This is a genomic window from Syntrophothermus sp., from assembly GCF_013314835.1.
In the GTDB taxonomy this organism is placed as follows: domain Bacteria; phylum Bacillota; class Syntrophomonadia; order Syntrophomonadales; family Syntrophothermaceae; genus Syntrophothermus; species Syntrophothermus lipocalidus.
In genome coordinates, this window is the sequence record NZ_JABUEX010000005.1 from 14,062 (window position 1) to 40,381 (window position 26,320).

A 26,320-nucleotide genomic window follows, 5' to 3' on the forward strand; every position below is an offset into this window, starting at 1 on the left:
TTCGATGCGCCGTAGCATCACCTGTCCAAAATAGCTATATTATACTTGGCTGCTTTTCGAACCACGGTGGATTGATTGACTCCCAGTTCCTTCGCTACCCGGCGGGTGCTTTTAAACCTGGAAAAGGCTTTCTCCAGTATCTGTCTCTCCACACTCTCGATCGCATGCTTGAGAGGTACAACATCTGAAACCGATACCCGCACGCTGATGTCGGAAGGCTTACTAAGTAAATAGGGAGGCAATTCATCCGTCGTGATCACGTCTCCGGGCGTTATTACTACTAATCTCTCAATCAGATTCTCCAATTCTCTGACATTCCCAGGCCAATCGTAGCCCATGAACACGTCTACCACCGCCGGTGCTATGTTCTTGTTCAAATCATACTGCTCGTTAAACCTATTTAAAAAGTGAGCCACTAAAGCCGGTATCTCCTCTTTTCTCTCCCTCAGAGGCGGAACGTAAACCGGCACCACATTGAGGCGGTAATACAGGTCCTCTCTGAATTTTTTCGCCCTGACCATGGCAGCCAAGTCCCGGTTGCTACCGGCAATAATTCGTATATCCACCTTGATAGGGTGCGCCCCGCCCACTCGAGTAACCTCTTTTTCCTGAATTGTTCTCAACAGCTTGACTTGAAGATTCAGCGGCAATTCGCTGATCTCATCTAGGAAGAGGGTACCTCCGGCTGCCAGTTCAAACAGGCCTATTTTCCCTTCCTTGCGTGCTCCGGTAAACGCGCCATCCTCATAACCAAAAAGCTCTGACTCCAGAAGATTTTCGGGAATGGCGCCGCAGTTAACCTTAATGAACGGCCCGTCTTTACGCGGGCTGTTGTTATGGATAGTCTCGGCTATCAGCTCTTTTCCGACTCCGGATTCCCCTTGAATCAATATGGTGGAATCAACCTGGGCTAAACGCATGACCAAATCTACAAGAGCCCGCATTTTATCCGAGTTAACAACGAGCTTTCCGCCAGAATACACTATACGCAACCGCTGCAGTTGATGCTCGTAATGCCTGCTCAAACCGCGGGCTTGTTCCAGTTCCTGTTTCAATGGGTTGAGTTCAGTTATATCCCTTACATTGGTTACCACCCGAAAAATCTCTCCGCTGTCGTCAAACACAGGGTTACCGGTTACCAACGTTACTTTACCATTCCGGTTCTCCTGGATGATAGTCACCGGTTCTTTTTTCTCAAGAACCAACAAGGATGCAGAATTAGAAAACGTGCCTTCTCTTATCATATCCTCCATGGTCTTGCCTAACAAGTCCTTCTCGTTCAAACCGGTTATGCGTTCGTATGCCCGGTTCACCCGAACCACTCGGCCTTCGCTGTCAGTAACAAATAACCCGTCAAATGAAGACTGGATTATCGCATCTAGTTCCGAATTCAGTTCTTTTACACTGCGCAGCTCTCTCGACACTTCCTCCAACTCGGTAATGTCTTGCATAATCGCGACCGCTCCCACGATCTTTCCGTCTCTGACTATTGGGGTGCGCTCGGAAATAAAATACTTGTTGTTCAGTTTTATCTTTTGAGAAATCTCGGTTTTGCCAGTCTTAAGGGTCTCTAATAACTTGGTAGTAAAGAAAATAGCCCTAACATTCTTCCCTATGACCCTATCTGACCCCTTGCCCAACAACTTCTCTGCAGACCGGTTTATGACCCTAACCGCTCCCCGATTGTCTATCGAGACTATCGGGTTGTGAATAGAGTTTATAATTGTGAACAGCTCGTCCCTAACATGCTGCAACTTTTCAATCACAGCTCTGGTCAGATTCGACCGGGTACAAACACCTACCAGCTTTTCTTTATACACGACAGGCAGACAACTGATTTCCGCCGAATCTTCTTCAACTGCATCTTCGGGGTGCGCTACTTTAACCTCATTCCCCGTCATGATTTCGCTAACAGGAGTATTCGGGTCTAGGCTCTTCGTAAAAGCTTTCAAAACATCGCTCTTGCTGACAAGCCCTAACAATCTTCCTGCCTCGTCTACTACCGGCAGGCTGTCGATGCTCGGTTCCGATAATACCCCTGCCACTTCTCGGATAGTCTGTTCAGGCCGTATTACCACCAGATCTGTAGTCATGACATCCTTTACCCTCACCTGGAATCCCTCCAACCATTCCCGGCCTTGATTACTATTTTAACAGTTTTTCAAAGTCCATAAAAACAAAAAATCCCCCATCACCGGGGGAAAACTCTTTAACCTCCTTGATTTGCGAGCGTTTTGTGTCTACCCATAACGATAAACGATACCAAACCCCCCCCTGGGGTATTCCCACTGCAGCGATTGAGGGCATACAACCCTGCAGGTCCCACACTCCAAACAACCTGCACAATCGAAAGTAACTTCACCGTCCTTAAGATTGTACAAGCCAGCCGGACAAGCGTAAATACACGGTTTACCGTGACATGACTTGCACTTGTCCCGATCCAAGACTATGTGTCGGTATTCGTCATCTACTGAAAACTTGTCTATAGCCAGCAACTGTTCTGGAGCTAAGCGTTTCAAAACACCCGCACCCCTTTCCATATATCACCTACAAGTCTTCCTAAGCCGATCCCGTTCATCTTCAACTGGCTCATAAACCGTCCCCAGAGATGAACCGGAGGAGACCCATTGACTGTAAACATTTCCGAAAAAGTTGCTGAAATCAGGGAAGGATAAGTTTTGTAAAACCTCTTATTTTCCAGAAAGTGAGGTGCTTCTTTATAGAACTCCATTTCTGACAGCACCAGGTTCTGTTTCAGAAAATCTAAATAACCCTTAAGGCCGTCTTTGGTGAAATCGTTGTTAGACTTGGCTTCTAGCACAGCCTGAGCCGCCGCCTGCCCCGATGCGATGGCAAGATCCATTCCTCTGACCTGATACCCTAGGTTGAGTACAAACCCTGCGGCATCCCCGGTCACCAGGATGCCATCGGAGACAAGGGTAGGCATCATCGGCATCCCGCCCTCCGGTACCAAATGGGCCGAATACTCCACCACTTCTCCTCCCTCGATTAAAGGTGCAATTGCCGGATGAACCTTGAAATCCTCAATGAGGTCGACTATCCTGTACTGATCGTCCTGGAGTTCCGATGCCTTAATCACCAAGCCTAGGGAAATACTCGATTTATTCGTATAAAGGAACCCGCCCCCCGTCATTCCTTTCGTGCAATCGCCGACATAGAGGCTGGCTTGGCCACCGTCGCCAGCGAGGTTAAACCGCTCGTTTATGACGCCCGGCGATAACTCAATAACTTGTTTGACCCCGGTGGCGACTTCCTGAGCCTTGATTTGTTTTCTCAAACCGGCTTTTTCTGCAATAAGAGAGTTGGCGCCATCAGCCGCAATCACTACGTCCGCAAGTATTTCGTCTTCTCCTGCTCGGACCCCTACCACTTTCCCGTCCTTCATCAGCACGTCGTCGACCCTTATCCCACATGCCAGCAAGGCACCAGCCTCTTCCGCTTTGCCAGCCAACCAAGCATCGAACTCTGCCCGAAAGAGGGTAAAAGAGTGATGAGGTTCTTTTAACCACTTCTCATCCTGGCAGGTAAAGGTAACAACCCGCTCGCCGTCTACAATTACCATGGCTTCACGCACCACAGGTCTTTCTAAAGGTGCCTCTTCCCAAAACCCAGGAATGACCCGGTTCAGAGCGTAACTATACATGCGGCCACCGAACATGTTCTTGGCCCCGGGAGAATCAGCCCGGTCAATGAGAAGAACATCCAGGCCTTCTCTGGCCATCGTATAGGCAGCCGTACTTCCCGCAGGTCCTGCCCCTACTACAACTGCTGTAAACTTTTCCTCTGCCACAGCCCATCTCACCTCATCTCTTAATAGCTTCTCTCAATTGTTTAGTGAGCTCAGGCAGAACCTGGTAGAGGTCCCCGACGATACCCAGATCCGCCATGCTAAAAATCGGAGCATTCTCATCTTTGTTGATGGCACATATTATCTTGGCATCGCGGATTCCAGTAGTATGTTGAACCTGACCCGAAACGCCTACTCCGACATACAGATCCGGCTTCACTTTCTTGCCTGAAAGTCCGACATACGTCTCTTCGGGCAACCATTTCAACTCCTCAGCTAATGGACGGGTACAGGCAATCTCTCCGCCCACGACTTCGGCTAGGTCCCGAACCAGCTTTAAGTCTTCCTCTTTTTCTAGGCCGCGCCCGACGCAGATAACTACTCTCGCCTCTTCTATGTTCCCGGCCTGCTGGGCCCTCGGCTTCTTGTCGACAACGCGCACGGGGCAGGGGGGAGGAGCTGGCAAAACCCGTATCTCTCCTTGCCGCCCGGATTCAGGTAAGGCTTTGCTGAAACACCTTGGAGGAATTGTAGCCATCTGCGGGCGAGTAACACACGTCACCGTTTGCACAGCAGCCCCTCCGAAAACCATCCTCTCCATGTCAAAAGTCTTCCCATCTTCCCGCAGCCTGAAAAAAGTACATTCGCTGACAAGACCTGTCCCCAAGGCACTTGCCAGCCGAGCAGCCAACTCTTTGCCCCGAGCCGTCGCGGCGGCCAATATTACGTCCGGATCGTGGTTTCTAGCCTCTTCAGCTATTACAGGAACATATGCAATCAAAGGCTGGTCGCTGCCAGGGGGATCCATCAACATTACCTCGTCGGCACCGTGCTCAATATATCTCCGGCCATCGTCTTGCTGTCCCCATGCCAGGGCAAAAAGCTTGCAGCCCAGTTGCTTTGACAACTCCTTCCCCAGTCCCAAAAGCTCAAACATACGCTCTTCTGTCTCCGCTAAAACCCAGACTCCTGCCATTTGCAGTCACTCCCCTAAGCTATTACTCCTTCTTTAAACAGAGCCCCTATGAACCGGCTGATCTCGCTCGGTTCAGCACCGAACTTTTCTCCCTGCCGTTCCATCTTGGCCCCCAGAACCTTCACCGTTTGCAGGCAGGGCTTGAATTGCCCTAAGTCAGCCCCTTTGATCTCCAGCACCGGCTTTTTGGCAGCTGCCAAAGTATCCTTCAACCCGGGGACCCTAGGGGTGTTTATCTCCGGCAAAACCGTCACCAGAGCTGGCAGTGGCATGGAAACCACCTCGATGCCTTCTTCTACCTTGCGTTCCGCTATAACGTGACCGTCTTCTATGGTTATCTTGCTAACAAATGCCGCGCTAGGAATTCCCAGATTCTCGGCTAAACGCGGCCCCACCTGCTGGGCATAAAGGTCGCCTGAACCTTCCCCGCATATAATGAGATCATACTTCAGGTGAGAACCGATTACAGAAGCTAGGATAGCCGCAGTTTGCGAGGGTTCTAGGTCGGCAAAAGCAGGATCATAGACAAAACACGCCTTTTCCGGTCCGCGCGACAAAACGTCTTTGAGACTCTTTTTAGCAGCGGGAGTGCCAACCGTTACCGCCGTTACCGTTCCCCCATACCGTTCCTGCAAACGTACCGCTTCTTCGATTGCGTTGCGGTCATAATCGCTTATCCGGTAGTCAACCCGGTCCAGTATCAGCTCACGTGAATCGGGAGCTATCTTGATGTCGGCTGAGTCGATAACCCATTTGTAACAAACTATAATATCTGGCATGCACATCGCCTCTCCTGTGTTTCAAAAATTGATTTAGACGCTGATTTACGCCACGTGCCAACCGAGGGGGTTTTTGCAGTGAACAGTAAAGCCTTTGACATGGAAAGCTTTCAACAGTGTGATTCCCGGGATCCCCGCAGTTAGCTTTTACTTTACGAACAGTCAGGAATTGATCCGGTCATAAGCTCCATATCAAAGGCATCCCATAAGCTCTTGGATATTCCTGTCACCAGGCAAAACCAGGTTCGTAGTGACCCGCAAAGGGGCCTTTGGTCCCGTATCTATCTTTTTTCACACTACCGCAATAAGTTCCCCGCAATAACCATACGCTGGGCTTCAGAAGTCCCCTCGTAGATCTCCGTAATCTTCGCGTCGCGCATTAGGCGCTCTACCTTAAACCCTTTGCAGTAACCATATCCTCCGTGAATCTGAACTGCCTTGGAAGTATGTTTCGTAGCCGCCTCCGCAGCAAAAACTTTGGCCATGGCAGCTTCTTTGGAGTACGGTAATCCTTGCTCCTTTAACCAAGCTGCGTAATAGGTAAGGAACCTAGCCGCAGCCAAGTCGGTGGCCATGTCTGCTATCATCCACTGAATGGCCTGGTGTCTGGCTATGGGTTTCCCAAACTGAACCCTTTGCTTAGAATAACTGATGGATTCGTCTAAAGCTGCCTGCATGATCCCTACCGCTTGGGCCGCGATCCCGATCCTGCCATTGTCAAAACTGGCCATCGCGATCTTAAGTCCTTCGCCCTCTTTACCAAGCAGGTTCTCCTTCGGTACACGGCAATCTTTCAGGATTATTTCGGAAGTCTGCGAAGCCCGGATCCCCATCTTCAAGAAGTGTTGTCCCACTTTTAGCCCGGGCGCTTCCTTGGGTACGATAAAAGCGCTCATCCCTTTGGGTCCCTGGGACTTGTCAGTCCAGGCGAAAATAATGAAGGTGTCAGCGACAGGTCCATTAGAAGTGAAGGTCTTGGTACCGTTTATTACGTATTCGTCACCATCCAAAACCGCAGTCGTGGTTGCAGCCCCAACGTCGGTTCCGGCCCCGGGTTCAGTTATGGCGAAAGCCCCTATCTTTTCACCTTTGGCCAATGGTTTCAAATACTTCTGCTTTTGCTCTTCCGTCCCGAAGAAATATATGGGACCGCTCGCCAGTGAAGTGTGGCAAGAAACCGTAAATCCTGTTGCCGCACATGAACGGGATATTTCTTCGATGACCATCGTGTAGGTGAGAAAATCGAGACCTGCTCCGCCGTACTCCGCCGGCCAAGGCATGCCCATCCACCCTCCCTCGGCCAGCTTGGCGATAACTTCTGCGGGATAACGGCTGTTTTCATCGATCTCTGCTGCGATCGGATCTAAATATTTTTGACAAAACTCCCTCATGTTGGCGCGGATAAGTTCCTGCTCTTCCGTCAACCTGAACTCCATTACCATCTCTCCTCTCGCCTGTTCTTGGCCCATGGCCAGACTAATATCGAAAGGCTGACAGCCTTTCCTCCCTAATCTCTATCTTATCTAAAAGCCACTATTTCGTCAACCATTTAATTGCATGCCAACTATTTTGTGGTGGTAGTTTCGCTTATTTCATCTAAGAGTTTTTTCAAAAGTTGAGCCTGTTCTTGGCTGAAACTCCGCAGCGCCTTGCGATTGGCTTCTTCGATAGCCTTGGTAAGCGGCTCCTTAAGCCGCAACCCGTGTTCGGTCAGCATTACTTTCAACGCCCGCCTATCTTTGGGGTCGGTATGCCTTTCTATCAAACCCCTTTGTTCCATGCGATCAAGGATACCGGTAATCGTAGATCCGTCTAAACTGAGACGATCAGCCAACTGTTTAGCCGTCATCCCGTTCTGGTCCCAGAGACATCGTAAAACCCCGTATTGCCCAGGTGTGACCCCATATGGAGCCAGCTCAGCCTTGAACAGCTGATGAACGGCATTTTGGGCCTTCGTGAGCACGAAATTCACGCACTGTTCTAATTCCATTCTCCATAACCCCTTCAAAACTCAAGTTAAGCCAGGTACCACTCTTTACAATTCTTTGAGAAGGTTGGCCATCTCGATGGCAGTAAGAGCGGCATCGAAACCCTTGTTGCCTGACTTTGTACCCGCACGCTCGATGGCCTGTTCAATCGTATCAGCGGTTATGACTCCGTAAACAACTGGAATACCTGCCCGCAGCCCCACCTGAGCAATACCTTTGGTTACCTCAGCCGCCACGTACTCGAAATGGGGAGTTGCTCCCCGGATGACTGCCCCTAGGCATATCACAGCGGCGTAGTCCTTGTTAGCCATCTTCTGGGCAACCACGGGCATCTCAAAAGCACCCGGTACCCAGGCTATCTCTATGTTTTCCATCGAAGCCCCATGCCGGGTAAGGCCGTCGATACACCCCGATAAGAGTTTCTGGGTAATGAACTCGTTGAATCTGGATACCACGATGCCAAAACGAAGCCCTTCAGCCAGCAGTTTTCCTTCGTACACTTTCGCCACTCTTAAACCCCCTAAGTCTTGATATCATGAATAAGCGAACAAATTAAATCGTAGCTAAAAGGTGCCCCATCTTCTCTTTCTTGGTCCTCATGTACCGTTCATTCTCTTTTTTCACCTGTATCTCGATCGGCACCCGTTCCACCATTGATAAACCGTAACCTTCCAATCCATGAATCTTCTTGGGATTGTTAGTCATCAAACGCATTTTGCGTACCCCTAAATCTACCAGTATCTGCGCACCGATTCCGTAGTCACGCAAATCCGCCGGAAAGCCTAAAGCTTCATTAGCCTCAACCGTGTCTTTCCCCTCTTCCTGAAGTTTGTAGGCCCGGATCTTGTTGAGCAGCCCTATGCCCCGTCCTTCCTGGCGCATATACAACAGAACTCCTTTCCCGGCTTCTTCGATCATCTGCAGAGCACGGGCCAATTGATCCCCACAGTCACAACGCTTGGAAGCAAACACGTCACCGGTAAGACACTCGGAATGCACTCTTACCAAGATCGGCTCGTCTTCTTTCCATTCACCTTTAACCAAAGCCAAGTGCCCTTTACCGTCCAGCAGGGACTCGTAAGCTACGGCCGTAAAATCCCCAAACTGGGTAGGCAAACGTATTGATTCCACTCTTCTTACTAAGACTTCCTTTCGGCGCCGGTACTGAATCAAATCGGCTATTGTAATTATCTTCAAACCGTGAACCCGCGCAAATTCCATTAATTCAGGAACTCGCGCCATCGTCCCGTCGTCATTCATTATCTCACAAATCGTCCCGGCCGGATACAAGCCTGCTAATACTGCCAGGTCCACAGCGGCCTCCGTGTGTCCAGCCCGCCGTAAAACCCCGCCTTCTTTATATCGGAGAGGAAACACGTGGCCAGGGCGCCGGAAATCAGAAGGTTTGACCTGGGGTGAAATGAGAGCCTGGATAGTTTCTGCCCTCTCAAAAGCGGAAATTCCCGTTCTCGTAGTCTTGTAATCAACTGATACCGTAAAAGCGGTTTCGTGGTTATCGGTGTTATCAAAAACCATTTGTCTGATGTCTAGCTCATCCAACCGCTCTCCTTTCATCGGCACACAGATAAGACCCCGCCCATAGGTGGCCATGAAGTTAATAGCCTGAGGAGTAACTTTCTCTGCTGCCATTACTAGATCGCCTTCATTTTCACGGTCCTCGTCATCGACGACGATGAGCATTTTCCCGGCCTTGATATCCTCTATAGCCTCTTCGACTGAATTGAACATGATCTAAACCCCCTTTACTACCTCCTATGTAGCGAAGCCGTGTTCCCGCAGGAAATCAATATCTACCGAGCCATCCTTAGAGCTCCTGTCTCCCGAACATGACAGCCTTTCCACGTACCTCCCGATTATGTCTGCCTCAAGGTTCACATAGTCCCCCGGCTTCTTGAAGCCTAGCGTCGTCTTTTCGGCGGTATGAGGTATTAGAGAAACACTAAAACTATCAGGCCACACCTCCACCACCGTCAAGCTTATCCCGTCTACCGCAATCGAACCCCTTGGAATCACATAACGCAAGATATCGGGCGAAGCGCTAATCCTCGTAACAACCGAAATATCGACTTTGGTTTGTTCCTTTATCCTTCCAACTCCATCAACATGTCCCAGTACGATGTGGCCACCCAGTCGATCGGAAAGGCGCAAAGCTCTTTCCAGGTTGACTTTTTCCCCGCTCCTCAGGTAACCAAGGGTTGTCTTTTTCAGAGTCTCAAACATAACATCAGCCACGAACTGGTCACGGTCAAAATCGATTACGGTCAGGCAAACCCCGTTAACGGCTATGCTGTCTCCTAACTTTACATCTCCCAAGACCTGTTCGGCTTTGATGACAAGTTGACACGAAAAACTGCCTTTTCTCACTTCTCTTATTGTTCCCACTTCTTCGATGATACCGGTAAAAATAGCCCTTCACTCCTTTTGGTCCTTTAACCCACTACTGGGCCTGGTTTTTAGAAATACCCGGTAATTAAAACATCGTCATCAAAACGGCTTAGATAAAATTGCCTAAGTTTCCTGGCTTGGTCCATCATCTCGACTCCCGTACCCCTCACTGGAGTCGGAGCTGACTCGCCCCCGCAGATCTTGGGAGCAATAAACCAGTACACCTTGTCCACTAACCCTGCCTCTAAAAATGAAGCGTTTACTTGTCCCCCGCCCTCTACCAGTATACTGGTAACCCCGAGCCTAGCCAGTTCCTCTAAAACCGGCACCAAAGGAATGAAGTCAGGCTTATCACCTAGCTGGAGTACCTCAACCCCCGCGTCTTCCAAAACGGCGATCTTACCTATATCTGCCTTCCTGCTCGTGACTACCAGGGTACACTGCTGGTTCGAGGTTAAGACTATTTGACTGTCAAGAGGTATTTCCAACCTCCCATCCAAGATTACCCGCATCGGATCCCTTTTGCCCGCGACATCTAAACGGGTGTTCAACATAGGATTATCTTTGAGGACAGTACCGACTCCAACCAAAACGGCATCGTAGATATTTCTTAGCTCGTGTACGAAACGCCTGGCCTTCTCTCCGGTGACCCAACGCGAATCACCCGTCCTAGTGGCTATTTTCCCGTCCATAGTCATCGCCGTCTTTAAAGCGACAAACGGCATCCCGGTAGTGATAAATTTAAAAAAGAATTCGTTAGCCCGGCGCGCTTCCTCCTCCAATACCCCAACCTCAACCTCTATTCCAGCTGCTTTCAACCTGGCTATCCCCTGACCTGACACCTGCGGGTTAGGGTCTTGAATGGCTACTACCACCCGTTTTATGCCGGAGCCGATAATGGCATCTACACAAGGAGGAGTCTTGCCATAATGACAGCACGGTTCCAAAGTCACGTAAAGAGTAGCCCCTCGAGCGCGTTCTCCCGCTTGGTTTAACGCGTGTATCTCTGCATGCGGTGTTCCCGCCAGCTGGTGATACCCTTCTCCCACTACCTCGCCCTCAAGCACTACCACAGCACCGACAACCGGATTAGGACTGGTCCTGCCCAAGGCCTGAACAGCAAGCTCAACTGCCCTCCCCATGTACTTCTCATCGATGCTCACAACCGTCTGTACCCCCCTGAGTACACTAGATAGAAAACAAAAAACACCTCGAATCCCTCGGGGTGTTCTGGTCAAGCAAAAGTCCGGCGGGCTATGACCTGTTATGGGCATAAGCCACCGATCCTTCCTTCTCCCATCCAGACTTTCACTGTCGGCTCCGGACTCTCACCGGATCCTGCCCGAAGGCTCGCGGGCTACTGGCTCTTCGCCTACACCGCCGGTACGGAATTTCGCCGATCCCCGAAGGAAAGGTCATCCTTTTAATTAAATTTAAATCTTATTTAGACGCTGATTTACGCAGATACTATAAAAAGAATAATCACATGTGATTTCACTCGTAAACCGAAGGGGTTTAGGCAGTGAAATCACATTTATGTTAAGATGATAACACTCGCACCCGAAATGGTCAACACTGCGGCCGGACGTTTTAAACCGTCTACAACCTCCTGAAATTCTACAGAACGGCTGGTACTCCTGTTACAATGCACCTTCCTTATCGAGAGTTTATCATGTATACAAACAAATTAGTTATTACCTGTCTCTTTTAAAGTTAGGATCGCCTTTTCCGGTTCAGGCGATTTGAAAATATATGATCCGGCCACCAGAACATCGGCCCCAGATTGGACACATAGGGCGGCGGTCGCGGCGTTGATACCTCCGTCTACCTGGATGTATGTCTTTAAGCCACGTTCGTTCAACATCTGACGCAGCATGGAGATCTTCCGGGTTGATTCTTGGATAAACTCTTGTCCTCCGAAGCCCGGATTCACGCTCATGATCAAAACTAAGTCAACCTCACCCAAAATGAAATCCAGCACGTTAAGTGGCGTGGCCGGGTTTAATGCTATCCCTGCCATTATTCCCAAGCTTTTTATATTGCTGACAGTCCGGTGTAAGTGAACACTAGCTTCGGCGTGGACGGTAATGATGTCGGCTCCAGCCTGGTAAAAGGCCTGAACATAATCATCGGGGTTGTCTATCATCAGATGAACATCAAACAAAAGGCCAGTTTCCTGGCGCAAATCTTTCACCACCTGTGGCCCAATGGTCAAATTAGGTACAAAGTGCCCGTCCATCACGTCAACGTGAAGCCAATCCGCTCCAGCTTTTTCGACAACCTTGACTTCCCTCGCGAGATGGGCAAAATTGGCGGATAATATGGAAGGAGCAATCAATATCATCGATAACACCTCTCGGCTTCAATAACCTCTCCTAAGAAAGAACAATAGTTTTGATAGCGGAACTGAGCGATCTCCCCTCGGGACACCGATTCCTTGACCGCACAGTTTTCCTCTTGATAGTGCAAACAATCGGCAAACCGGCAGTAGGCTGCCAGAGGCTCGAACTCGATGAAATGCCGGGCTAAATCCTCTCTTTTCATGCGAGGCAGGTCCATGACACTGAAGCCCGGCGTGTCCGCTATCCAGCCTCCGTTTTCTAAAGAAAAAAGTTCAACATGGCGCGTAGTATGCCGTCCCCGTCCCGTTTTTTCTGATATTTCTTGAGTAGGGAGATATCTGTCAGGGAAAACGGCGTTCAAGAGACTAGACTTGCCCACTCCCGAAGGCCCGGCTAAAACAGATATCGAACCTTCGACTTCTTTAACAACCTCGTCAATACCTTCGCCGTTTACGGCTGAGGTCAGAATCAATTTGTAACCTGCTCGAGGGTAGTAGTCTATAATATCTACAGCCCGCGGTGCAGGATCCAGGTCGCATTTGTTCAATACTATGTAAGGATAAAGGCCATGACAGCTTGCCAAAACCAGCAACCTGTCCAGTAAAACCAAGCTCGGTTCCGGACAATTGCACGAAAACACGATGAATACCTTATCTACATTGGCAATACGAGGTCGTACCAACTCGGTGCGACGGGGTAGGACTTTTTCCACAACTCCTGTTCCCGTTCCCAGGACTGTGATTACCACGCGATCCCCGGTCACAACCTGATCCCTGATCTTTCCTCTAAGCTTACAGGCTAGAACAGCCTCGCCGGTGAACACGTAGTAAAAACCGCCGTATCTTCTTACGACCAGACCTTCCCGCTGGGTCTCCGACATACTCTCCCCCTTATTGAGACAGGTTTTTGACGCTGATGACGGCAGTGGCACCAAGAATTATCATGGAACCTCGCCCCAAAGGATAAATCAGCGCCCACAAACCCCCTTATGCAGAGTACCTCTTGTAAAGCGTACCGTCCAGATACACTTCGATAATCGCTTTTCCATAGCAGGTCAAAGACAGGTTTACTTCATCCCCTCCAACGTACACGTTGCTCTCCGCCTCGCGCACTCCCTTGGCATCGTTCACTTTTACCACTACCTTGTAGAAATCTTGGTCTTCGGGCAGGCTAAAAGTCAGCGGCACCGTCCGGGGCAAAGGACCGGGGCCTTTGCTTGCTACCAAATCAACGCTTTGCCCTTCTGTTACCATGGTTCCAGCTCCCGGAGTCTGAGCTATGACTTGACCAGGGAAATAGTCCAAGCTCTCACGTTCGCTGATTGAGCCCAAAACCAGTTTATTCTCCGCCAAACGGCTCTTAGCTTCGTCGAGGGACAAACCTAATAAACTGGGCACTTGGACCTGATTAGGTTGCGGTCCTTTGCTTACAGCAACGTCGACCTTCTCGTTAACCTTTAGGCGCTGGTTAGCCCGGGGTTCCTGGGAAATAATGACACCTTCGGGAACTTCCTGGTCAAAAACATACTCGATATTTCCCATCCGCAGCCCCACATTTGTCAGCTCCAATCTGGCATCCGCTATAGCCAACCCTGTAAGGTCCGGTACTCGCACCATCTCCGGGCCTTTGCTTAATATGACCCTGACTTCCCGCCCCTCCTTAACTTTTTTTCCAGGAGCAGGGTCCTGGGTGACTACGCACCCGGCCTCAACCTCATCGTTATATTCCTCTCCTACTTTAGTAATTTTCAAACCAACTTCGGCTAACTTCTCATATGCTTCCTTGGTAGAATACCCCTCAACGCTTGGAACCACCACCTCCTTGCCAAAGAACTGGCCTCGTAACCCGTAGACCAAACCGGCTAAAAGCCCGATTAAGGCGACCAATACCACTAGTTTGCCGATAGGCTTCATTTTCCTTCTCTTGGCAGACATTATTTCACCATCCCCTTCGGTGCCAAAAGCTGGATCAGCTACTAGGTTGGCTCCAGCTTCCTGTTCTATTAGTTGACCCGAATATGACAGGCTCATCAAGGCCTGCTTCATCTCTGTAGCCGTTCGAAAACGCAGATGAGGGTCCTTTGCCATGGCTTTGAGCACAATCCGCTCAAGCTTGGGCGGAATGGCACTGTTTATCGCTCTCAGAGGAACCGGTTCTTCATGAATGTGTTTCAGAGCGACCGTAATCGGACTCTCCGCGTCAAAAGGGACCTTTCCGGTCAGCATTTCGTACATCAGGCATCCTAGAGAATAGATATCAGTAGTAGCACCTACCGCGGTCCCTCGGGCCTGCTCGGGTGAGATATAATGAACAGACCCCATAATGTTTCCGCTATACGTTATAGTGCTGCTGTTTGAAGCCCGGGCTATCCCGAAATCTGCAACCTTAATAGAACCGTCACTTGTCATGAGTATATTGTGGGGTTTGATATCCCGGTGAACAATCCCTTTCTGGTGTGCTTGTTCCAGAGCACCGCAAATAAGAACGGCAATCCTCACTGCTTCTTGTGGCGTTAGAGGCCCATGCTCCTCTAAGTATTTTTTCAAAGAAACGCCTTCCACGTACTCCATTACGATAAAATGCAACCCGTTTTCTTCCCCCACATCATATACGTTCACGATGTTAGGATGGCTGAGTTGGGCCGCCGCCTGGGCCTCACTCCTGAACTTGCGGACAAAGGCCTGGTCACGTGCCAGTTCTTCTTTCAGAATCTTCACCGCTACGATACGGTCCAGCAATGTGCAACGGGCTTTGTAGACTATGGCCGTCCCTCCATCGCCTATTTCCTCTAATAACTCGTATCGGTTATGCAGTAATCTTTTAGTCAAAACCGAGTACCCCCAATTCGCTTATACCTTAACTAATACCACGGTAATGTTGTCGTGGCCGCCCCTTTGCAGAGCTGTTTTTACCATGTGAATATGCGACTCTATTCCAAACCGGTTAATCAGTTCCTCTATTTCCCTATCCTCAACTAGATCAGTCAAACCATCGGTAGCCAGTAATATATAATCCCCTTTCTTCAGGGTCCTGCAAATATAGTCTGCCTCAACCGAAACCTCCATTCCCAAAGCCCGGGTTAGGATATGGCTGAACGGATGCTTCTTGCCTTCCGCCGGAGCCATCAAACCTTGATCCACCATCTTCTGGGCTAAGGTATGGTCGTGGGTTATCTTTTGGAGCCTTCCCCCCGATAAACAGTAAAGGCTGCTGTCCCCGATGTGGGCTACCCACAAACGATTATCACGAACGAGTACGGCTGTTAGGGTTGTACCCATACCCTGGTACTCGGGCACACGGTTACCAATGCTAAATATAAGCTGATTGGCCGTATCAACACAAGCTGCAAAAGACGAAACCGGGTCTTCGCTTTCACTGTACCCCATATCAATCACGTCCACAGCCAAGCTAGCTGCTACCTCTCCTCCCTTGTGCCCTCCCATGCCATCGCACACCGCAAAAAGCCCTTGCTTCGGCCTTGCCAAAAACCGGTCCTCGTTCTTGCCCCGTACTAAACCAGTATCACTTATCGCCGCCACTTGCATAACTACACCTCGAGCCCCGTTACCATGATTATTCCTATCCATTAATTTTTCTACCCTTACCGATAATTCTCCTGCCCGGTTTAAAGCAAACCCGGGCGCGCAACTGCCCGCACGCCCCCTCGATGTCGCCGCCTCTCTCCTCGCGCACGACCGAGTTTACCCCCGCTTCCTTTAACCATTGCTGGAATCGAAGAACAGTCGAAGGAGAAGGGCGCCTGAATTCTGCTTTTTCTATCTGGTTATATGGAATCAAGTTGACATTGCAGAGCAAAGGCCTGGCAAAGTCGATAAGACTAGCAACGTCTTGTCTAGAAGTATTAACTCCCTCCAACAGAACATATTCCAGGGTAACTCTTCTTTTGGTAACGCCGCAGTAAAATCGGAGAGCCTCCTCTAACTCTGACAAGGGATATTTCCGATTCAAGGGCACCAACCAGTCTCTTACCTCATCCCGGGCAGAATGCAAAGAGACGGCCAAAGTAACCTGCAAACCTTCTTGGGCCAGCCTGCGAATACCTCGAACCTCTCCCGCCGTCGAAACAGTAATGTGTCTCTGGCCAATGTTCAAACCATCTGAGTCGTTCATCAGCCGAATGCACTTCATAACCGCGCTGTAGTTCAAGAAAGGTTCTCCCATTCCCATGAATACCACGTTGGTTAATCTTGTGGCCGAGCCTTGTGTTTCGAAGGTGTTCGAGTTTCTCAGCCTGAGTAATCCCAGGAGAACTTGCCCGGTGATCTCGTTAACCGCCAGGTTCCGGACAAATCCGCTCCGTCCCGTCGCACAAAACGGACAGCCGATAGGACATCCCACCTGTGAGGAGATACAAAGAGTATAGCGGTGACGTCCGGCCCTAGTTTGTGGAATCATAACCATTTCGACATGTTGCCCATCTTGCAGCCCCAATAGAACCTTAACGGTACCGTCTCTCGATATCCTCTCCCTTTCAACCACCGGTAGAGTAATAGATGCTACCTGCTTAACCCGGTCTCGGAGGTCCCGCGGCAGGTCGGTCATGTTTTCAAATTCGAAAACCAGGTTCTTATACAACCAACGGTACAATTGGCGACCTCGGAAAGCTTCTCCTCCCAGGCTTATCACCATACTCTCCAGATCGGTTTTGGTCATACCTATTAGTTCCTTCTTCATCTGGTCCTCCTCAACCTGGCTATGAACATCCCATCTGTCCCGTAACGGGGAGGGGATAGAACCAGCATCCCTCGAGACGCTGCTTTCGCATCTTCCGGGCTAAAAGGAAAAAACCGTAACGGCTGTGACAGGTCATCCAATACGAAACCTGTCTCTACTTCCAAGAACCAGTCTATAACCTCTTCGTTCTCTTCCGGTTCGAGCGTGCAGGTACTGTAAACCAATACACCTCCGGGTCTTACTAGTTGCGCCCCTCTCTTCAACAGCCTCTTTTGGAGCTCACTTAAGACAGTAATATCTTTTTCGCTTTTTCTCCAGCGCGCATCAGACCTTCTTCTCAAAACCCCCAAACCCGAACACGGGGCGTCGAGCAGTACCACGTCACCCTCACCCCATCCTGGTGCTAGTGGCCCCAAAGCGTCTCCCGTCCAGATATCGACGATAGTGACCCCTAGTCGCCGGATATTTTCTTTTAATATTTCAACTTTTTTAGGAAGTATTTCCACTGCCCGGATTATTCCTTGGTTTCCCATAAGCTCGGCCAGATGACTGGTCTTTCCCCCTACCCCAGCTGCTAGGTCGTAAACCACCTGCCCTGCCTCGGGAGCACAAGCCGCAGAAACGAGCATAGACGCGTCGTCCTGTACATAAAACCAGCCTTCTCTATATGAATGGAGTTTCCGCAAAGGTTTACCGGTCTCCTCAACCCATACCCCCCAAGGCGTAAGACGGCTCAATGCGCACCGGCAACCCTCGTCTGTCAAGCTGCGGAAGAGCTCCTCTCTGTCTACCTTCAGTAAGTTGGTTCTAAGTGCGACCCGAGGCCTGACGTTGTTGTGTTCCAACAACTGGCAGGCACCTTCCAAACCGTACCTCTCTACCCACCGAGCCACCATCCATTCGGGGTGAGAATAATAGACAGATAGGTACTCTACGGGATTCTGGTACATATCCGGGTACGGAATCTCGCCTCGATTTCGTATGACGTTGCGGAGAACCCCGTTGACCACGGCTGACAAACCTCTATCTAACTTGCGTCCGGCCAATCCCACCGCTTCGTTCACAACAGCGTATTCCGGAACATTATCCATGAACAACAGTTGATAAACCGACATCCTTAAAATCTCTCGCAGCCACGGATTCTGATTCTGTATCGGCTTGGACAAAAAGAGATTAAGCACCCAATCCAGGTGCTTTCTCATCCTCACAGTCCCGTTTACCAGTTCAGTCACTAAAGCGTGCTGACTCCCATTATCTTCATACCTGTCTAGCTCACGGTCCACGGCCAGGTTGGCGTAAGCACCCTTGTGCTCGACTCGGTACAGAAGATTAAGAGCCACCTCTCGCGGGTCCCGATGATACCTAGTCTTTGCCCCCAAACCCTCAATCCTCCCGGTTCAGTCCAGCTAGTATCAGAAACCGGGCCAGGTTAAGCAAGCTCATCAGGGCTGCCGCCACGTAAGTAAGAGCTGCCGCTCCCAGTACCTTCTTCACCATAGGTAGCTCCCGACTATCTAGGTAACCACCTCTAGCCAACAGATTTACTGCCCGGCGCGATGCATTCAACTCTACAGGCAAAGTTATGATTTGAAAAAGAACAACCCCGGTGAAAAGCAGGGCTCCCAACCAAATAAGGTTTGCCCACCTCAGGATCAACCCTAAAAAGAGTAAGGGAAAAGCCGCAGTAGAAGCCAGGTTGGCTACTGGTACTATGGAATTGCGCAGTATCAGAGGCAAATACCTTTCACCGTGCTGCAGGGCATGACCCACTTCATGAGCGGCTACCCCTAAAGCCGCCACTGAACTGCTAGCATACACCGGTTCAGATAAACGCAGAACCTGTTGGCTGGGATCATAATGGTCGGTAAGAGTGCCGGGAACGTAGTCAACCCTGACCCCTCGCAATCCTCCTCCATACAGCAGCCGCGTTGCCAGCTCTGCGCCCGTTAGCCGACTGGATGAGGGTACATTTGAATACTTGGCAAAAGTACTCTGAATTTTAATCTGGGCGTACAAAGAAAGAATTATGGCTGGTATGAGCAAAATAAAAGTCGGATCCATCGGGAAAAACATCTCATCAGCCTCCTTCTCAAATCTTAATGATCGTCTTTATAGCATTTTCGACCTCTTCTATCGCCACTTTGGTATTAAAACAAGGGCCGTTGGGCCTGGAATTAAGAACGCCCAAAACCGGCAAAACCCCAGCATCTTGGATGCCTGAAGACAAATCGCGTTCGCAAGCCACCGCCACTACTGCCTGGGGCCGGAAATCAGATATATACTTGCGGGCCAGGGTTCCGCCAGTAGCTACTTTCAATACAGCATGGTACTTTTCTGCTAGCTCTATTAGATCTTTTATGCAGCATTTGCCGCATTTCTTACAGTTATTCACATCGGCCGTAATCTTGTGAGGACATTCCGAATCCTGAAGACAGTGCGGAACCAGGATCATCAAACGCGACGGAGATGCCAGACTACTCTTAGCCTTAACCAAAGTATTGTTGACGGCTATGAAAGACTGCCAGACCTTCTCTCTCCCGATCCCTACCAGGGTTCCCAGAAAAACAGCCAAAGGGAAGAGCAACTGATTGGCCGCCCTCATCATTCCATCAAAGGACGGAATTGACCGGCACCTGATGATAGTCAACACTATAGCAAGAATTCCGCATCCGATTATTATAAATCCGATTCCACCGGCGATTAAAGCAGCAGTCAATATTATCCTGCTTACAACTATACTCCTGTGCGTAACCAGGTACCATCCGCCGGTTGCCAACCCTGCTAGCAAGAAAAGACTAGCGACCAGAAGGCCGACATACACCCTCCGTTTTATCCTCACGTCCGTGGTCCCTCCGAGAATCGGATTTCCCCTCATCCCTGACGTGTACAACCTAGTATTAAACCAGGCGTAACCCGATAACCTTTAATAAACTCACTTGCCGGCAACCGCTTCTTTCCTTCCCTCTGAACTTCCAAAATCACCAGTTGCCCTTTTCCAGTCTGAACTATGAATCCTTCTTCGTCGATAACCTGAACTACCTGTCCCGGTAAGGCATCAGCTTCGTCCTCCAGAACCCGGCTTCGGAAGAACTTTAACCTGACTCCATCCAATGTGGTTGAGGCGCCTGGTTGAGGATTTAGAGCCCGGATCTGATTAGATATCTCTCGGGCTTCTCGTCTCCAATCGATTACTTCGTCTTCTGCCCGGATGACCGGCGCGTAAGTGGCCCGCGAATCGTCTTGAGGTATTCTCGGTGCCGTCCCCCATCCTATTTGGTCCACGGTTTCTAATAGCAGGTCTCCGCCGATCTCGGATAGTTCCTGGTATACTTCTCCAAAGGTGGCATCGTCTGAAATCTCGACGGATCTCTGAAGGATGATATCGCCACCATCCATTGACTCGTTCATGTACATTGTAGTAACCCCTACCACCCTTTCGCCTGCCATTATAGCCCGCTGGATGGGAGCCGCCCCTCGATAGCGCGGAAGCAGCGACCCGTGGAGGTTGACACAACCAAACGGGGGATGGTACAAAAGCTTTGATGGCAAAATCTGCCCGTAAGCTACTACCACGATGAGGTCCGGGTCATACGACTTGATGGTTTTTATGGATTCTTCGTCCTTAATGCGTTCAGGCTGAAAAAGTCTGACTCCAAACTCCTCGGCCAGCAGCTTCACAGGTGACGAGGCTACTCTTTTCCCCCGTCCCCGGGGACGATCCGGCTGAGTCACCACTAAGGCCACATCATGTCCGGCCATTATCAATCTATACAGGGAGGGAACGGCAAACTCAGCAGTTCCCATAAAAACTATACGCAACTCTTACTTCCTCCCGTTTCCTTCTACCCATTCTGCCCGGTCGGTGAATAAAATCCCATCAAGATGGTCGATCTCGTGTTGTATAACCCGAGCTACCAACCCTTCCCCCTCAATCCTGATGTTTTCTCCATAACGGTTTAACGCTTCAACCACTACCCGTTTGGCTCTCTTAACTAAGCCCCTGGTGTTGGGGATACTCAGGCACCCCTCGATGCCCGCTTCTTCCCCTTCCTCTTCCAAAATGCGGGGGTTAATAAGTTCGACTAACCCATCACCTGCATCGAAAACGACAACCCTGCGCAAAACCCCGATCTGGGGGGCAGCCAATCCCACCCCTTCAGCTTCGTATAAGCTATCTTTCATGTTCTCTAAAAGTCTGATTAGGCCTTGATTAAAACTGGTTACCGGCAGGGCTTTTTCCCTCAATACAGGATCCGGCACCACAACTATCTGATAAGCGGCCAATTTCGTTCCCCTTTCCCAAACTAAATTTCTGCGGTCACATCATGAACAGCGGATCAACGTCGACATCTATTCTAATATTGCTGGATCTGCTTTTCTCTATTATATACCTTCCTACGCTGGTCAATAAGTCCTGGTTTGACCCTTTCAGCAATATCTGAAACCGGTACCTATCCCGCAATTTAGCCAGGTAGCAAGGGCCCGGTCCAAGAATATCCACACTTTCATCGTGGCCAGACAACAGTTCTCTTATTAATCGGCCCAGTTCTGAAGCCGTCGCTTCAGCCCTTCTTTCCGTGGCTGAACTAACTATAATCCTTATCAGCCGGCTAAACGGCGGATATCTCATCGATTTCCTAAACCTGATCTCTTGACGATAAAATGAAGGGTAATCGTGCTGAATAACGTATTTGATCGCGTGGCTATCAGGCTGGTAGGTCTGGATTATTACCTCGCCCGGATTAGACCCTCTGCCCGCCCGTCCTGCCGCCTGGAGCAACAGTTGAAAGCTGCGCTCGCAAGCCCTGAAATCCGGCAGGTTCAGCATAGTGTCGGCGAGAACAACCCCTACCAAGGTAACACCATGAAAATCAAACCCCTTGGCCACCATTTGGGTTCCCACCAGGACGTCGATTTCTCCCCTTGTCATAGCTTCGATGATTTGGCGAGAAGAGTTCTTCGTATGAGTCGTATCGGTGTCCAGCCTGGCAACCCTGGCTCGGGGGAAAGTCTTCATGACCTCCTCTTCAACCTTTTGCGTGCCCACTCCAAGCTTCCGCATATACACGCTCCCACATCGCGGACATGTCTCCTGATGGTGTATTTGGGATAAACAGTAATGACAGTGTAGTTTTCCCGTAACCCGGTGATAAGCCAAGGGCACCGAACAATGTGGACAGGTCAAAACCAACCCGCATTCACGACACATGACGAAGGTAAAAAAACCCCGCCTATTCAAGAAAAGTATCACCTGCTCGCCCTTATCCAACCGTTCTCCTATTTTTTGTCGTAATAAGTCCGAGAATATGCTGCGATTACCATTCTTAAACTCAGCTCTCATATCGACAACCTGCATCCTGGGCAACATATTACTGCCAATACGTTCTGGAAGTTCCAATAACTTGTAATCCCCAATCTGAGCCCTGTAGAAAGTCTCGACCGAGGGGGTAGCGCTGCCTAGCAACAGAACCGCATTTTGCAGCTGAGCCCGCCTCTGGGCTACCTCCCGCGCATGATACCGGGGAAAATTTTCCTGTTTGAACGTGTACTCCTGCTCTTCATCGATAATAATCAATCCCAGGTTGTTAAGAGGAGCAAATACAGCGGAACGAGCTCCCAACACCAGGTCTACTTCGCCGGTTAGAATGCGCCGGTATTCCTCGTATCTTTCGGCATCAGAAAGCCCGCTGTGCAAAACTGCCATACGAGATCCTACCCTGGACGAGAAAACGCGTATCATCTGTTGGGCCAGGGCAATCTCTGGAACCAAAACCATCACTTGCTTGCGCAAAGCCAGAACCCGCTCTACCACCTGAAGGTAGACCTCGGTCTTGCCGCTTCCCGTAACCCCGAACAGCAGGCAACGGGCGAATTGTCCCGAGTTAACCAAAGATGAAATAACCTGTATGGCGTTCTGTTGGTGCGAAGTTGGCAGAAGCGGCTGTTCACTCGGGCTTTCAGTCACCCGTTTTTTGGTGATAATGCCTTTACCCAGAAGACTGGCTACGCTTGACCGAGGAAACCTCTCCTCTAGCTCCTGGGCACCAATTTGCCCGCGTTCGTACAACCACCTAACAATTTCAAACTGACGCGGGGCTCTTCGTTCTAGATGCGGCAGTTCCGTTGAAGCAAACTTAGGTCCCAATTCATAAACTTGTTGGGTCGAAACAGTTCGATACAGTCCATATCTGCCAGTGCGCGCAACCAGTCCCTTATCTTCAAGGGTCTTTAGCAACACCTCGCCTTCTAGCATACGGTAAGCTTCTTTGACATCTACCTCTCCCTCCTCCCAAAGACGAACCATTAGATCAAGTACTTTATCATTACCAAAGGCTTGAACCACTGCCACGCCTTGGGCCTGGTCTACTAAAGGAACAAGACAGGTTTTCCGCTTCTTTCTTAGCGAACGCGGGATGACGCTATTTAGTACGGCACCGACTGAGCACACGTAGTATTCGGCCATCCATTCTGCCAGTTTCAAGATGTCTTCCGTCAAAATCGGTTCATCATCCAGCAGTTTGATAATGCACTTAAATCTTGCCACTCCTGGCTTGTCTGTGAAACGCAGGACGTACCCTTCGCGGTGACTCTTTCCTAAAGGAACTAACACCCGCATTCCAACCTTTATCTTAGAAGCCAGTTCAAGCGGAACCTCGTAAACATAAACTCTATCTACGCTAGCCAAACCCAAATTTATCAAGACCTCGGCATACATCCTTAGCTCCCCCTCAACCAAGAAGCCGGGTACAAAACCCGGCCAAAGTAATTACCCAAAACAGCTATTGATTGACACAGCCCCTCTTACCAGCCAGCGCTGTCGCCTTTAGACGAACGAAAACTTAATGTTGATAATGATTAAGATGTTTTTCAGCAAAAGACCACCCGTGGCTATTTTTACAAACCTGCTAGCTTCCGCAGCTCATCCGCCTTGTCTGTCCTTTCCCAGGTGAAATCTTCATCGTTTCGGCCAAAATGCCCGTATGCTGCGGTCTTCTTGTAAATAGGCCGGCGCAGGTTAAGATCCCTGATGATAGCCGCAGGACGAAGGTCGAAAACTTCGTTGATAATATCCACGATCTTCGACTCCGCTATCTTACCAGTGCTGAAAGTATCGACGGAAACGGAAATCGGTCTGGCTACCCCTATGGCGTAAGCCAACTGCAGCTCGCATCGATCCGCAATACCTGCAGCTACCAGGTTTTTGGCCACGTAACGAGCAGCGTATGTCGCCGACCGGTCCACTTTCGTAGGATCCTTGCCAGAAAAAGCTCCTCCTCCATGGCGAGCCATGCCTCCGTACGTATCGGCTATAATCTTCCTCCCGGTTAACCCGGTGTCCCCCTGGGGACCTCCGATGACAAACCTTCCGGTAGGATTAATGAGGTAACGGGTATTGCGGTCCAGCATATGAGGCGGAATCACGGTTTCGATTACGTTTTCTATAATGTCTTCTCTTATGGTCGCAAGCGAAATATCAGGATGGTGCTGAGTAGACACGACCACGGTCTCCACACGAACAGGGGTATCGCCGTCGTATTCGACCGTAACCTGTGTTTTCCCATCAGGCCGTAGATAGGGAATTATACCGGACTTGCGAACTTCAGCCAAACGCATGGCCAGCTTATGAGCAAGCATTATAGGCAGAGGCATGAGTTCTTCTGTCTCATTAGTAGCGTAACCAAACATCATCCCCTGGTCACCAGCCCCTGTGGCCAGTTCTTCCTCGGTGATCTCCCCCATCTTAGCCTCTAATGCCCGGTCCACGCCCATAGCTATATCCGGGGACTGCTCGTCGATTGACGTTATTACCGCACAAGTGTCACAATCAAAACCGAATTTAGCCCGCGTATACCCTATCTCACGTATGGTTTCCCGAACCAGTCTCGGGATATCTACATAGCAGCTGGTAGTAATCTCCCCGGCTACCATGACCAAACCGGTAGTAACCAGGGTCTCACAAGCTACCCTTCCCATCGGGTCTTCAGTCAAGATGGCGTCCAAGACCGCATCTGAAATCTGATCCGCAATCTTGTCCGGGTGCCCCTCGGTAACCGATTCCGAAGTGAACAACCGCTTCATGCAACTTCAGCTCCTTTAATAAAATACAGGACGACGCCTGAAAACCGCCTCAGAACAATTCCGATATGCGGTCCAAAATAACATTTGCTAGGTCAGATTTTGCCATACCAGGCAACGGGGTAGTATCACCTTGTCTGGAGATTATGGTAACGATGTTGGTGTCTGTCCCGAATCCTGCTCCCTCCAAGGTAACATCATTGGCTACGAGCAGATCAAGATTCTTCTTGTGCATCTTGTCCACAGCGTTGGCGATCAAATCCTGGGTTTCTGCGGCAAAGCCGACTAGTATCCGGTTACCTTTGTCTTTGCCTAATTCGGCCAAAATGTCCGGGTTCCGGGTAAGTTCGATGACCAGGTCGCTATCGCCTTTCTTCAACTTTTGCTGGCTGAATTGGCGGGGCCGGTAATCGGCTACTGCCGCCGCCCCTATCACCACATCACAATCCCTATAGTAGTCTCGCACCCTACGATACATCTCTTCAGCACTGGTAACCGGAACATGTTCTACACCTGGCGGAACCGGCAAATCAGTCGGCCCACTCACCAGAATTACCTTGGCCCCCCGTGCTAAAGCAGCTCTGGCTAGAGCGTGCCCCATTTTCCCGGTGCTGCGATTGCTGATGAACCTGACAGGATCAATAGCCTCTCGGGTTGGGCCCGAGGTTACGAGCACGGTTTTGCCGGCGAAATCCAACCGTGGGTTCAACAAGCTCATTATTTTATGATAGATTCCTTCGATATCGGGAAGCCTCCCTTTCCCCTTCGCCCCACAGGCCAACTCCCCTTCCTCCGGTTCCAAAACATGAAACCCGTATTCCCGCAATCTCTGGAGGTTATCCTGTACGATCCGGTTGGCGTACATATTGGTGTTCATGGCCGGCACCACAAGTATGGGCGCTCGGGTTGCTAAAACCACGGTAGATAACAAATCATCGGCCAGCCCGTGAGCCATTTTGCCAATTATATTGGCCGTGGCTGGACAGATGACCAAAACATCCATCTCTTCGGCAACACCGATATGCTGGACTTTCCACCTGTTATTTTCCTCAAAAGAATCAACCAACACCGGGTTGCCCGATAAGGTCCTGAAAGTTAAAGGGGTAACAAACCTGGTGGCATTCCGAGTCATTATCACATGTACATCGGCTCCGGCTTTCGCCAACCGGCTAACCAGGTCTGCCGTCTTGTACGCGGCAATACCACCGCTTACACCTATGCCCACCGTTTTGTTAAATTCCATAAAGGCA

The 26,320-nt window shown here is 50.1% G+C and carries 24 protein-coding genes and 1 riboswitch; all 24 genes read right to left on the reverse strand.

From position 1 onward, the window contains the following. Nucleotides 1-17: 17 nt before the first annotated feature. Complete coding sequence (locus tag HPY90_RS02945) at nt 18-2,111, reverse strand: sigma 54-interacting transcriptional regulator (RefSeq protein WP_287190984.1); 2,094 nt, start codon at nt 2,109-2,111, stop codon at nt 18-20. 129 nt (nt 2,112-2,240) lie between these two features. After that, entirely contained in the window at nt 2,241-2,519 is a 279-nt protein-coding gene (locus tag HPY90_RS02950; RefSeq protein WP_502707182.1) for a ferredoxin family protein, read from the reverse strand. Beyond that, nucleotides 2,516-3,811: an FAD-dependent oxidoreductase gene (locus HPY90_RS02955; protein WP_287190989.1), complete on the reverse strand. Its 1,296-nt coding sequence runs from the start codon at nt 3,809-3,811 to the stop codon at nt 2,516-2,518. Before HPY90_RS02955 ends, HPY90_RS02950 begins: the two co-directional genes overlap by 4 nt. A 13-nt stretch (nt 3,812-3,824) precedes the next feature. Then, a complete protein-coding gene (locus HPY90_RS02960; RefSeq protein WP_287190992.1) occupies nt 3,825-4,784 on the reverse strand; it encodes an electron transfer flavoprotein subunit alpha/FixB family protein in 960 nt (319 codons plus the stop codon). A gap of 14 nt (nt 4,785-4,798) precedes the next feature. Then, nucleotides 4,799-5,563, reverse strand: a complete 765-nt coding sequence (locus tag HPY90_RS02965) for an electron transfer flavoprotein subunit beta/FixA family protein (protein ID WP_287190994.1) — start codon at nt 5,561-5,563, stop codon at nt 4,799-4,801. A gap of 296 nt (nt 5,564-5,859) precedes the next feature. Further along, nucleotides 5,860-6,999, reverse strand: a complete 1,140-nt coding sequence (locus HPY90_RS02970; protein WP_013175056.1) for an acyl-CoA dehydrogenase — start codon at nt 6,997-6,999, stop codon at nt 5,860-5,862. A 128-nt stretch (nt 7,000-7,127) separates the two neighbouring features. Continuing rightward, the gene (locus tag HPY90_RS02975; protein ID WP_013175055.1) at nt 7,128-7,553 is read right to left on the reverse strand and encodes a MarR family winged helix-turn-helix transcriptional regulator; all 426 of its coding nucleotides are present in this window, start codon (nt 7,551-7,553) and stop codon (nt 7,128-7,130) included. 45 nt (nt 7,554-7,598) lie between these two features. Beyond that, nucleotides 7,599-8,060: a 6,7-dimethyl-8-ribityllumazine synthase gene (gene ribH, locus HPY90_RS02980; RefSeq protein ID WP_287190999.1), complete on the reverse strand. Its 462-nt coding sequence runs from the start codon at nt 8,058-8,060 to the stop codon at nt 7,599-7,601. Nucleotides 8,061-8,103: 43 nt separating this feature from the next. Beyond that, on the reverse strand, nt 8,104-9,300 hold the full coding sequence (locus HPY90_RS02985; protein ID WP_287191003.1) for a bifunctional 3,4-dihydroxy-2-butanone-4-phosphate synthase/GTP cyclohydrolase II: 1,197 nt from the start codon (nt 9,298-9,300) through the stop codon (nt 8,104-8,106). A gap of 24 nt (nt 9,301-9,324) precedes the next feature. Continuing rightward, entirely contained in the window at nt 9,325-9,978 is a 654-nt protein-coding gene (locus HPY90_RS02990) for a riboflavin synthase (RefSeq protein WP_287191084.1), read from the reverse strand. A 47-nt stretch (nt 9,979-10,025) separates the two neighbouring features. Further along, a complete protein-coding gene (gene ribD, locus HPY90_RS02995; RefSeq protein ID WP_287191005.1) occupies nt 10,026-11,120 on the reverse strand; it encodes a bifunctional diaminohydroxyphosphoribosylaminopyrimidine deaminase/5-amino-6-(5-phosphoribosylamino)uracil reductase RibD in 1,095 nt (364 codons plus the stop codon). A gap of 121 nt (nt 11,121-11,241) precedes the next feature. Then, a riboswitch (FMN riboswitch) is annotated at nt 11,242-11,372 on the reverse strand. A 272-nt stretch (nt 11,373-11,644) separates the two neighbouring features. Then, the gene (gene rpe / locus HPY90_RS03000) at nt 11,645-12,301 is read right to left on the reverse strand and encodes a ribulose-phosphate 3-epimerase (protein WP_287191007.1); all 657 of its coding nucleotides are present in this window, start codon (nt 12,299-12,301) and stop codon (nt 11,645-11,647) included. Beyond that, a complete protein-coding gene (rsgA, locus tag HPY90_RS03005; RefSeq protein WP_013175049.1) occupies nt 12,298-13,179 on the reverse strand; it encodes a ribosome small subunit-dependent GTPase A in 882 nt (293 codons plus the stop codon). The genes rpe and rsgA overlap by 4 nt, the downstream gene beginning before the upstream one ends. Nucleotides 13,180-13,285: 106 nt before the next feature. Further along, on the reverse strand, nt 13,286-15,127 hold the full coding sequence (locus tag HPY90_RS03010) for a protein kinase domain-containing protein (RefSeq protein ID WP_287191011.1): 1,842 nt from the start codon (nt 15,125-15,127) through the stop codon (nt 13,286-13,288). A 21-nt stretch (nt 15,128-15,148) separates the two neighbouring features. After that, nucleotides 15,149-15,838 (reverse strand): Stp1/IreP family PP2C-type Ser/Thr phosphatase, encoded by a 690-nt coding sequence (locus tag HPY90_RS03015; protein WP_287191014.1) that lies wholly within the window; start codon nt 15,836-15,838, stop codon nt 15,149-15,151. A gap of 40 nt (nt 15,839-15,878) precedes the next feature. Beyond that, nucleotides 15,879-16,994 (reverse strand): dual-specificity RNA methyltransferase RlmN, encoded by a 1,116-nt coding sequence (gene rlmN, locus HPY90_RS03020; RefSeq protein ID WP_273698975.1) that lies wholly within the window; start codon nt 16,992-16,994, stop codon nt 15,879-15,881. Then, complete coding sequence (gene rsmB / locus HPY90_RS03025) at nt 16,991-18,373, reverse strand: 16S rRNA (cytosine(967)-C(5))-methyltransferase RsmB (RefSeq protein WP_287191017.1); 1,383 nt, start codon at nt 18,371-18,373, stop codon at nt 16,991-16,993. The genes rlmN and rsmB overlap by 4 nt, the downstream gene beginning before the upstream one ends. A 4-nt stretch (nt 18,374-18,377) precedes the next feature. Next, entirely contained in the window at nt 18,378-19,067 is a 690-nt protein-coding gene (locus HPY90_RS03030) for a zinc metallopeptidase (RefSeq protein ID WP_013175044.1), read from the reverse strand. A gap of 16 nt (nt 19,068-19,083) precedes the next feature. Next, entirely contained in the window at nt 19,084-19,833 is a 750-nt protein-coding gene (locus HPY90_RS03035; RefSeq protein WP_013175043.1) for a DUF116 domain-containing protein, read from the reverse strand. 32 nt (nt 19,834-19,865) lie between these two features. After that, nucleotides 19,866-20,813, reverse strand: a complete 948-nt coding sequence (gene fmt / locus HPY90_RS03040; RefSeq protein WP_287191019.1) for a methionyl-tRNA formyltransferase — start codon at nt 20,811-20,813, stop codon at nt 19,866-19,868. Between the two features lie 3 nt (nt 20,814-20,816). Further along, nucleotides 20,817-21,278 carry a peptide deformylase gene (gene def / locus HPY90_RS03045; RefSeq protein ID WP_013175041.1) on the reverse strand — a complete coding sequence of 154 codons (462 nt, stop codon included), beginning with the start codon at nt 21,276-21,278 and terminating at the stop codon, nt 20,817-20,819. A 34-nt stretch (nt 21,279-21,312) separates the two neighbouring features. After that, on the reverse strand, nt 21,313-23,709 hold the full coding sequence (gene priA / locus HPY90_RS03050) for a primosomal protein N' (protein WP_287191022.1): 2,397 nt from the start codon (nt 23,707-23,709) through the stop codon (nt 21,313-21,315). A 179-nt stretch (nt 23,710-23,888) separates the two neighbouring features. Then, a complete protein-coding gene (gene metK, locus HPY90_RS03055) occupies nt 23,889-25,073 on the reverse strand; it encodes a methionine adenosyltransferase (protein ID WP_287191024.1) in 1,185 nt (394 codons plus the stop codon). 49 nt (nt 25,074-25,122) lie between these two features. Further along, a complete protein-coding gene (gene coaBC, locus HPY90_RS03060) occupies nt 25,123-26,313 on the reverse strand; it encodes a bifunctional phosphopantothenoylcysteine decarboxylase/phosphopantothenate--cysteine ligase CoaBC (RefSeq protein WP_287191027.1) in 1,191 nt (396 codons plus the stop codon). Nucleotides 26,314-26,320: the final 7 nt, after the last annotated feature.

Coding starts and splice junctions, on each gene's coding strand:
- HPY90_RS02960 (WP_287190992.1), bottom strand. CDS start 4,784: ATGGCAGGAGTCTGGGTTTTAGCGGAGACAGAAGAGCGTATGTTTGAG.
- HPY90_RS02965 (WP_287190994.1), bottom strand. CDS start 5,563: ATGCCAGATATTATAGTTTGTTACAAATGGGTTATCGACTCAGCCGAC.
- HPY90_RS02970 (WP_013175056.1), bottom strand. CDS start 6,999: ATGGAGTTCAGGTTGACGGAAGAGCAGGAACTTATCCGCGCCAACATG.
- HPY90_RS02975 (WP_013175055.1), bottom strand. CDS start 7,553: ATGGAATTAGAACAGTGCGTGAATTTCGTGCTCACGAAGGCCCAAAAT.
- HPY90_RS02985 (WP_287191003.1), bottom strand. CDS start 9,300: ATGTTCAATTCAGTCGAAGAGGCTATAGAGGATATCAAGGCCGGGAAA.
- rpe (WP_287191007.1), bottom strand. CDS start 12,301: ATGATATTGATTGCTCCTTCCATATTATCCGCCAATTTTGCCCATCTC.
- rsgA (WP_013175049.1), bottom strand. CDS start 13,179: ATGTCGGAGACCCAGCGGGAAGGTCTGGTCGTAAGAAGATACGGCGGT.
- rlmN (WP_273698975.1), bottom strand. CDS start 16,994: ATGAAGAAGGAACTAATAGGTATGACCAAAACCGATCTGGAGAGTATG.
- HPY90_RS03030 (WP_013175044.1), bottom strand. CDS start 19,067: ATGTTTTTCCCGATGGATCCGACTTTTATTTTGCTCATACCAGCCATA.
- priA (WP_287191022.1), bottom strand. CDS start 23,709: ATGTATGCCGAGGTCTTGATAAATTTGGGTTTGGCTAGCGTAGATAGA.
- metK (WP_287191024.1), bottom strand. CDS start 25,073: ATGAAGCGGTTGTTCACTTCGGAATCGGTTACCGAGGGGCACCCGGAC.
- coaBC (WP_287191027.1), bottom strand. CDS start 26,313: ATGGAATTTAACAAAACGGTGGGCATAGGTGTAAGCGGTGGTATTGCC.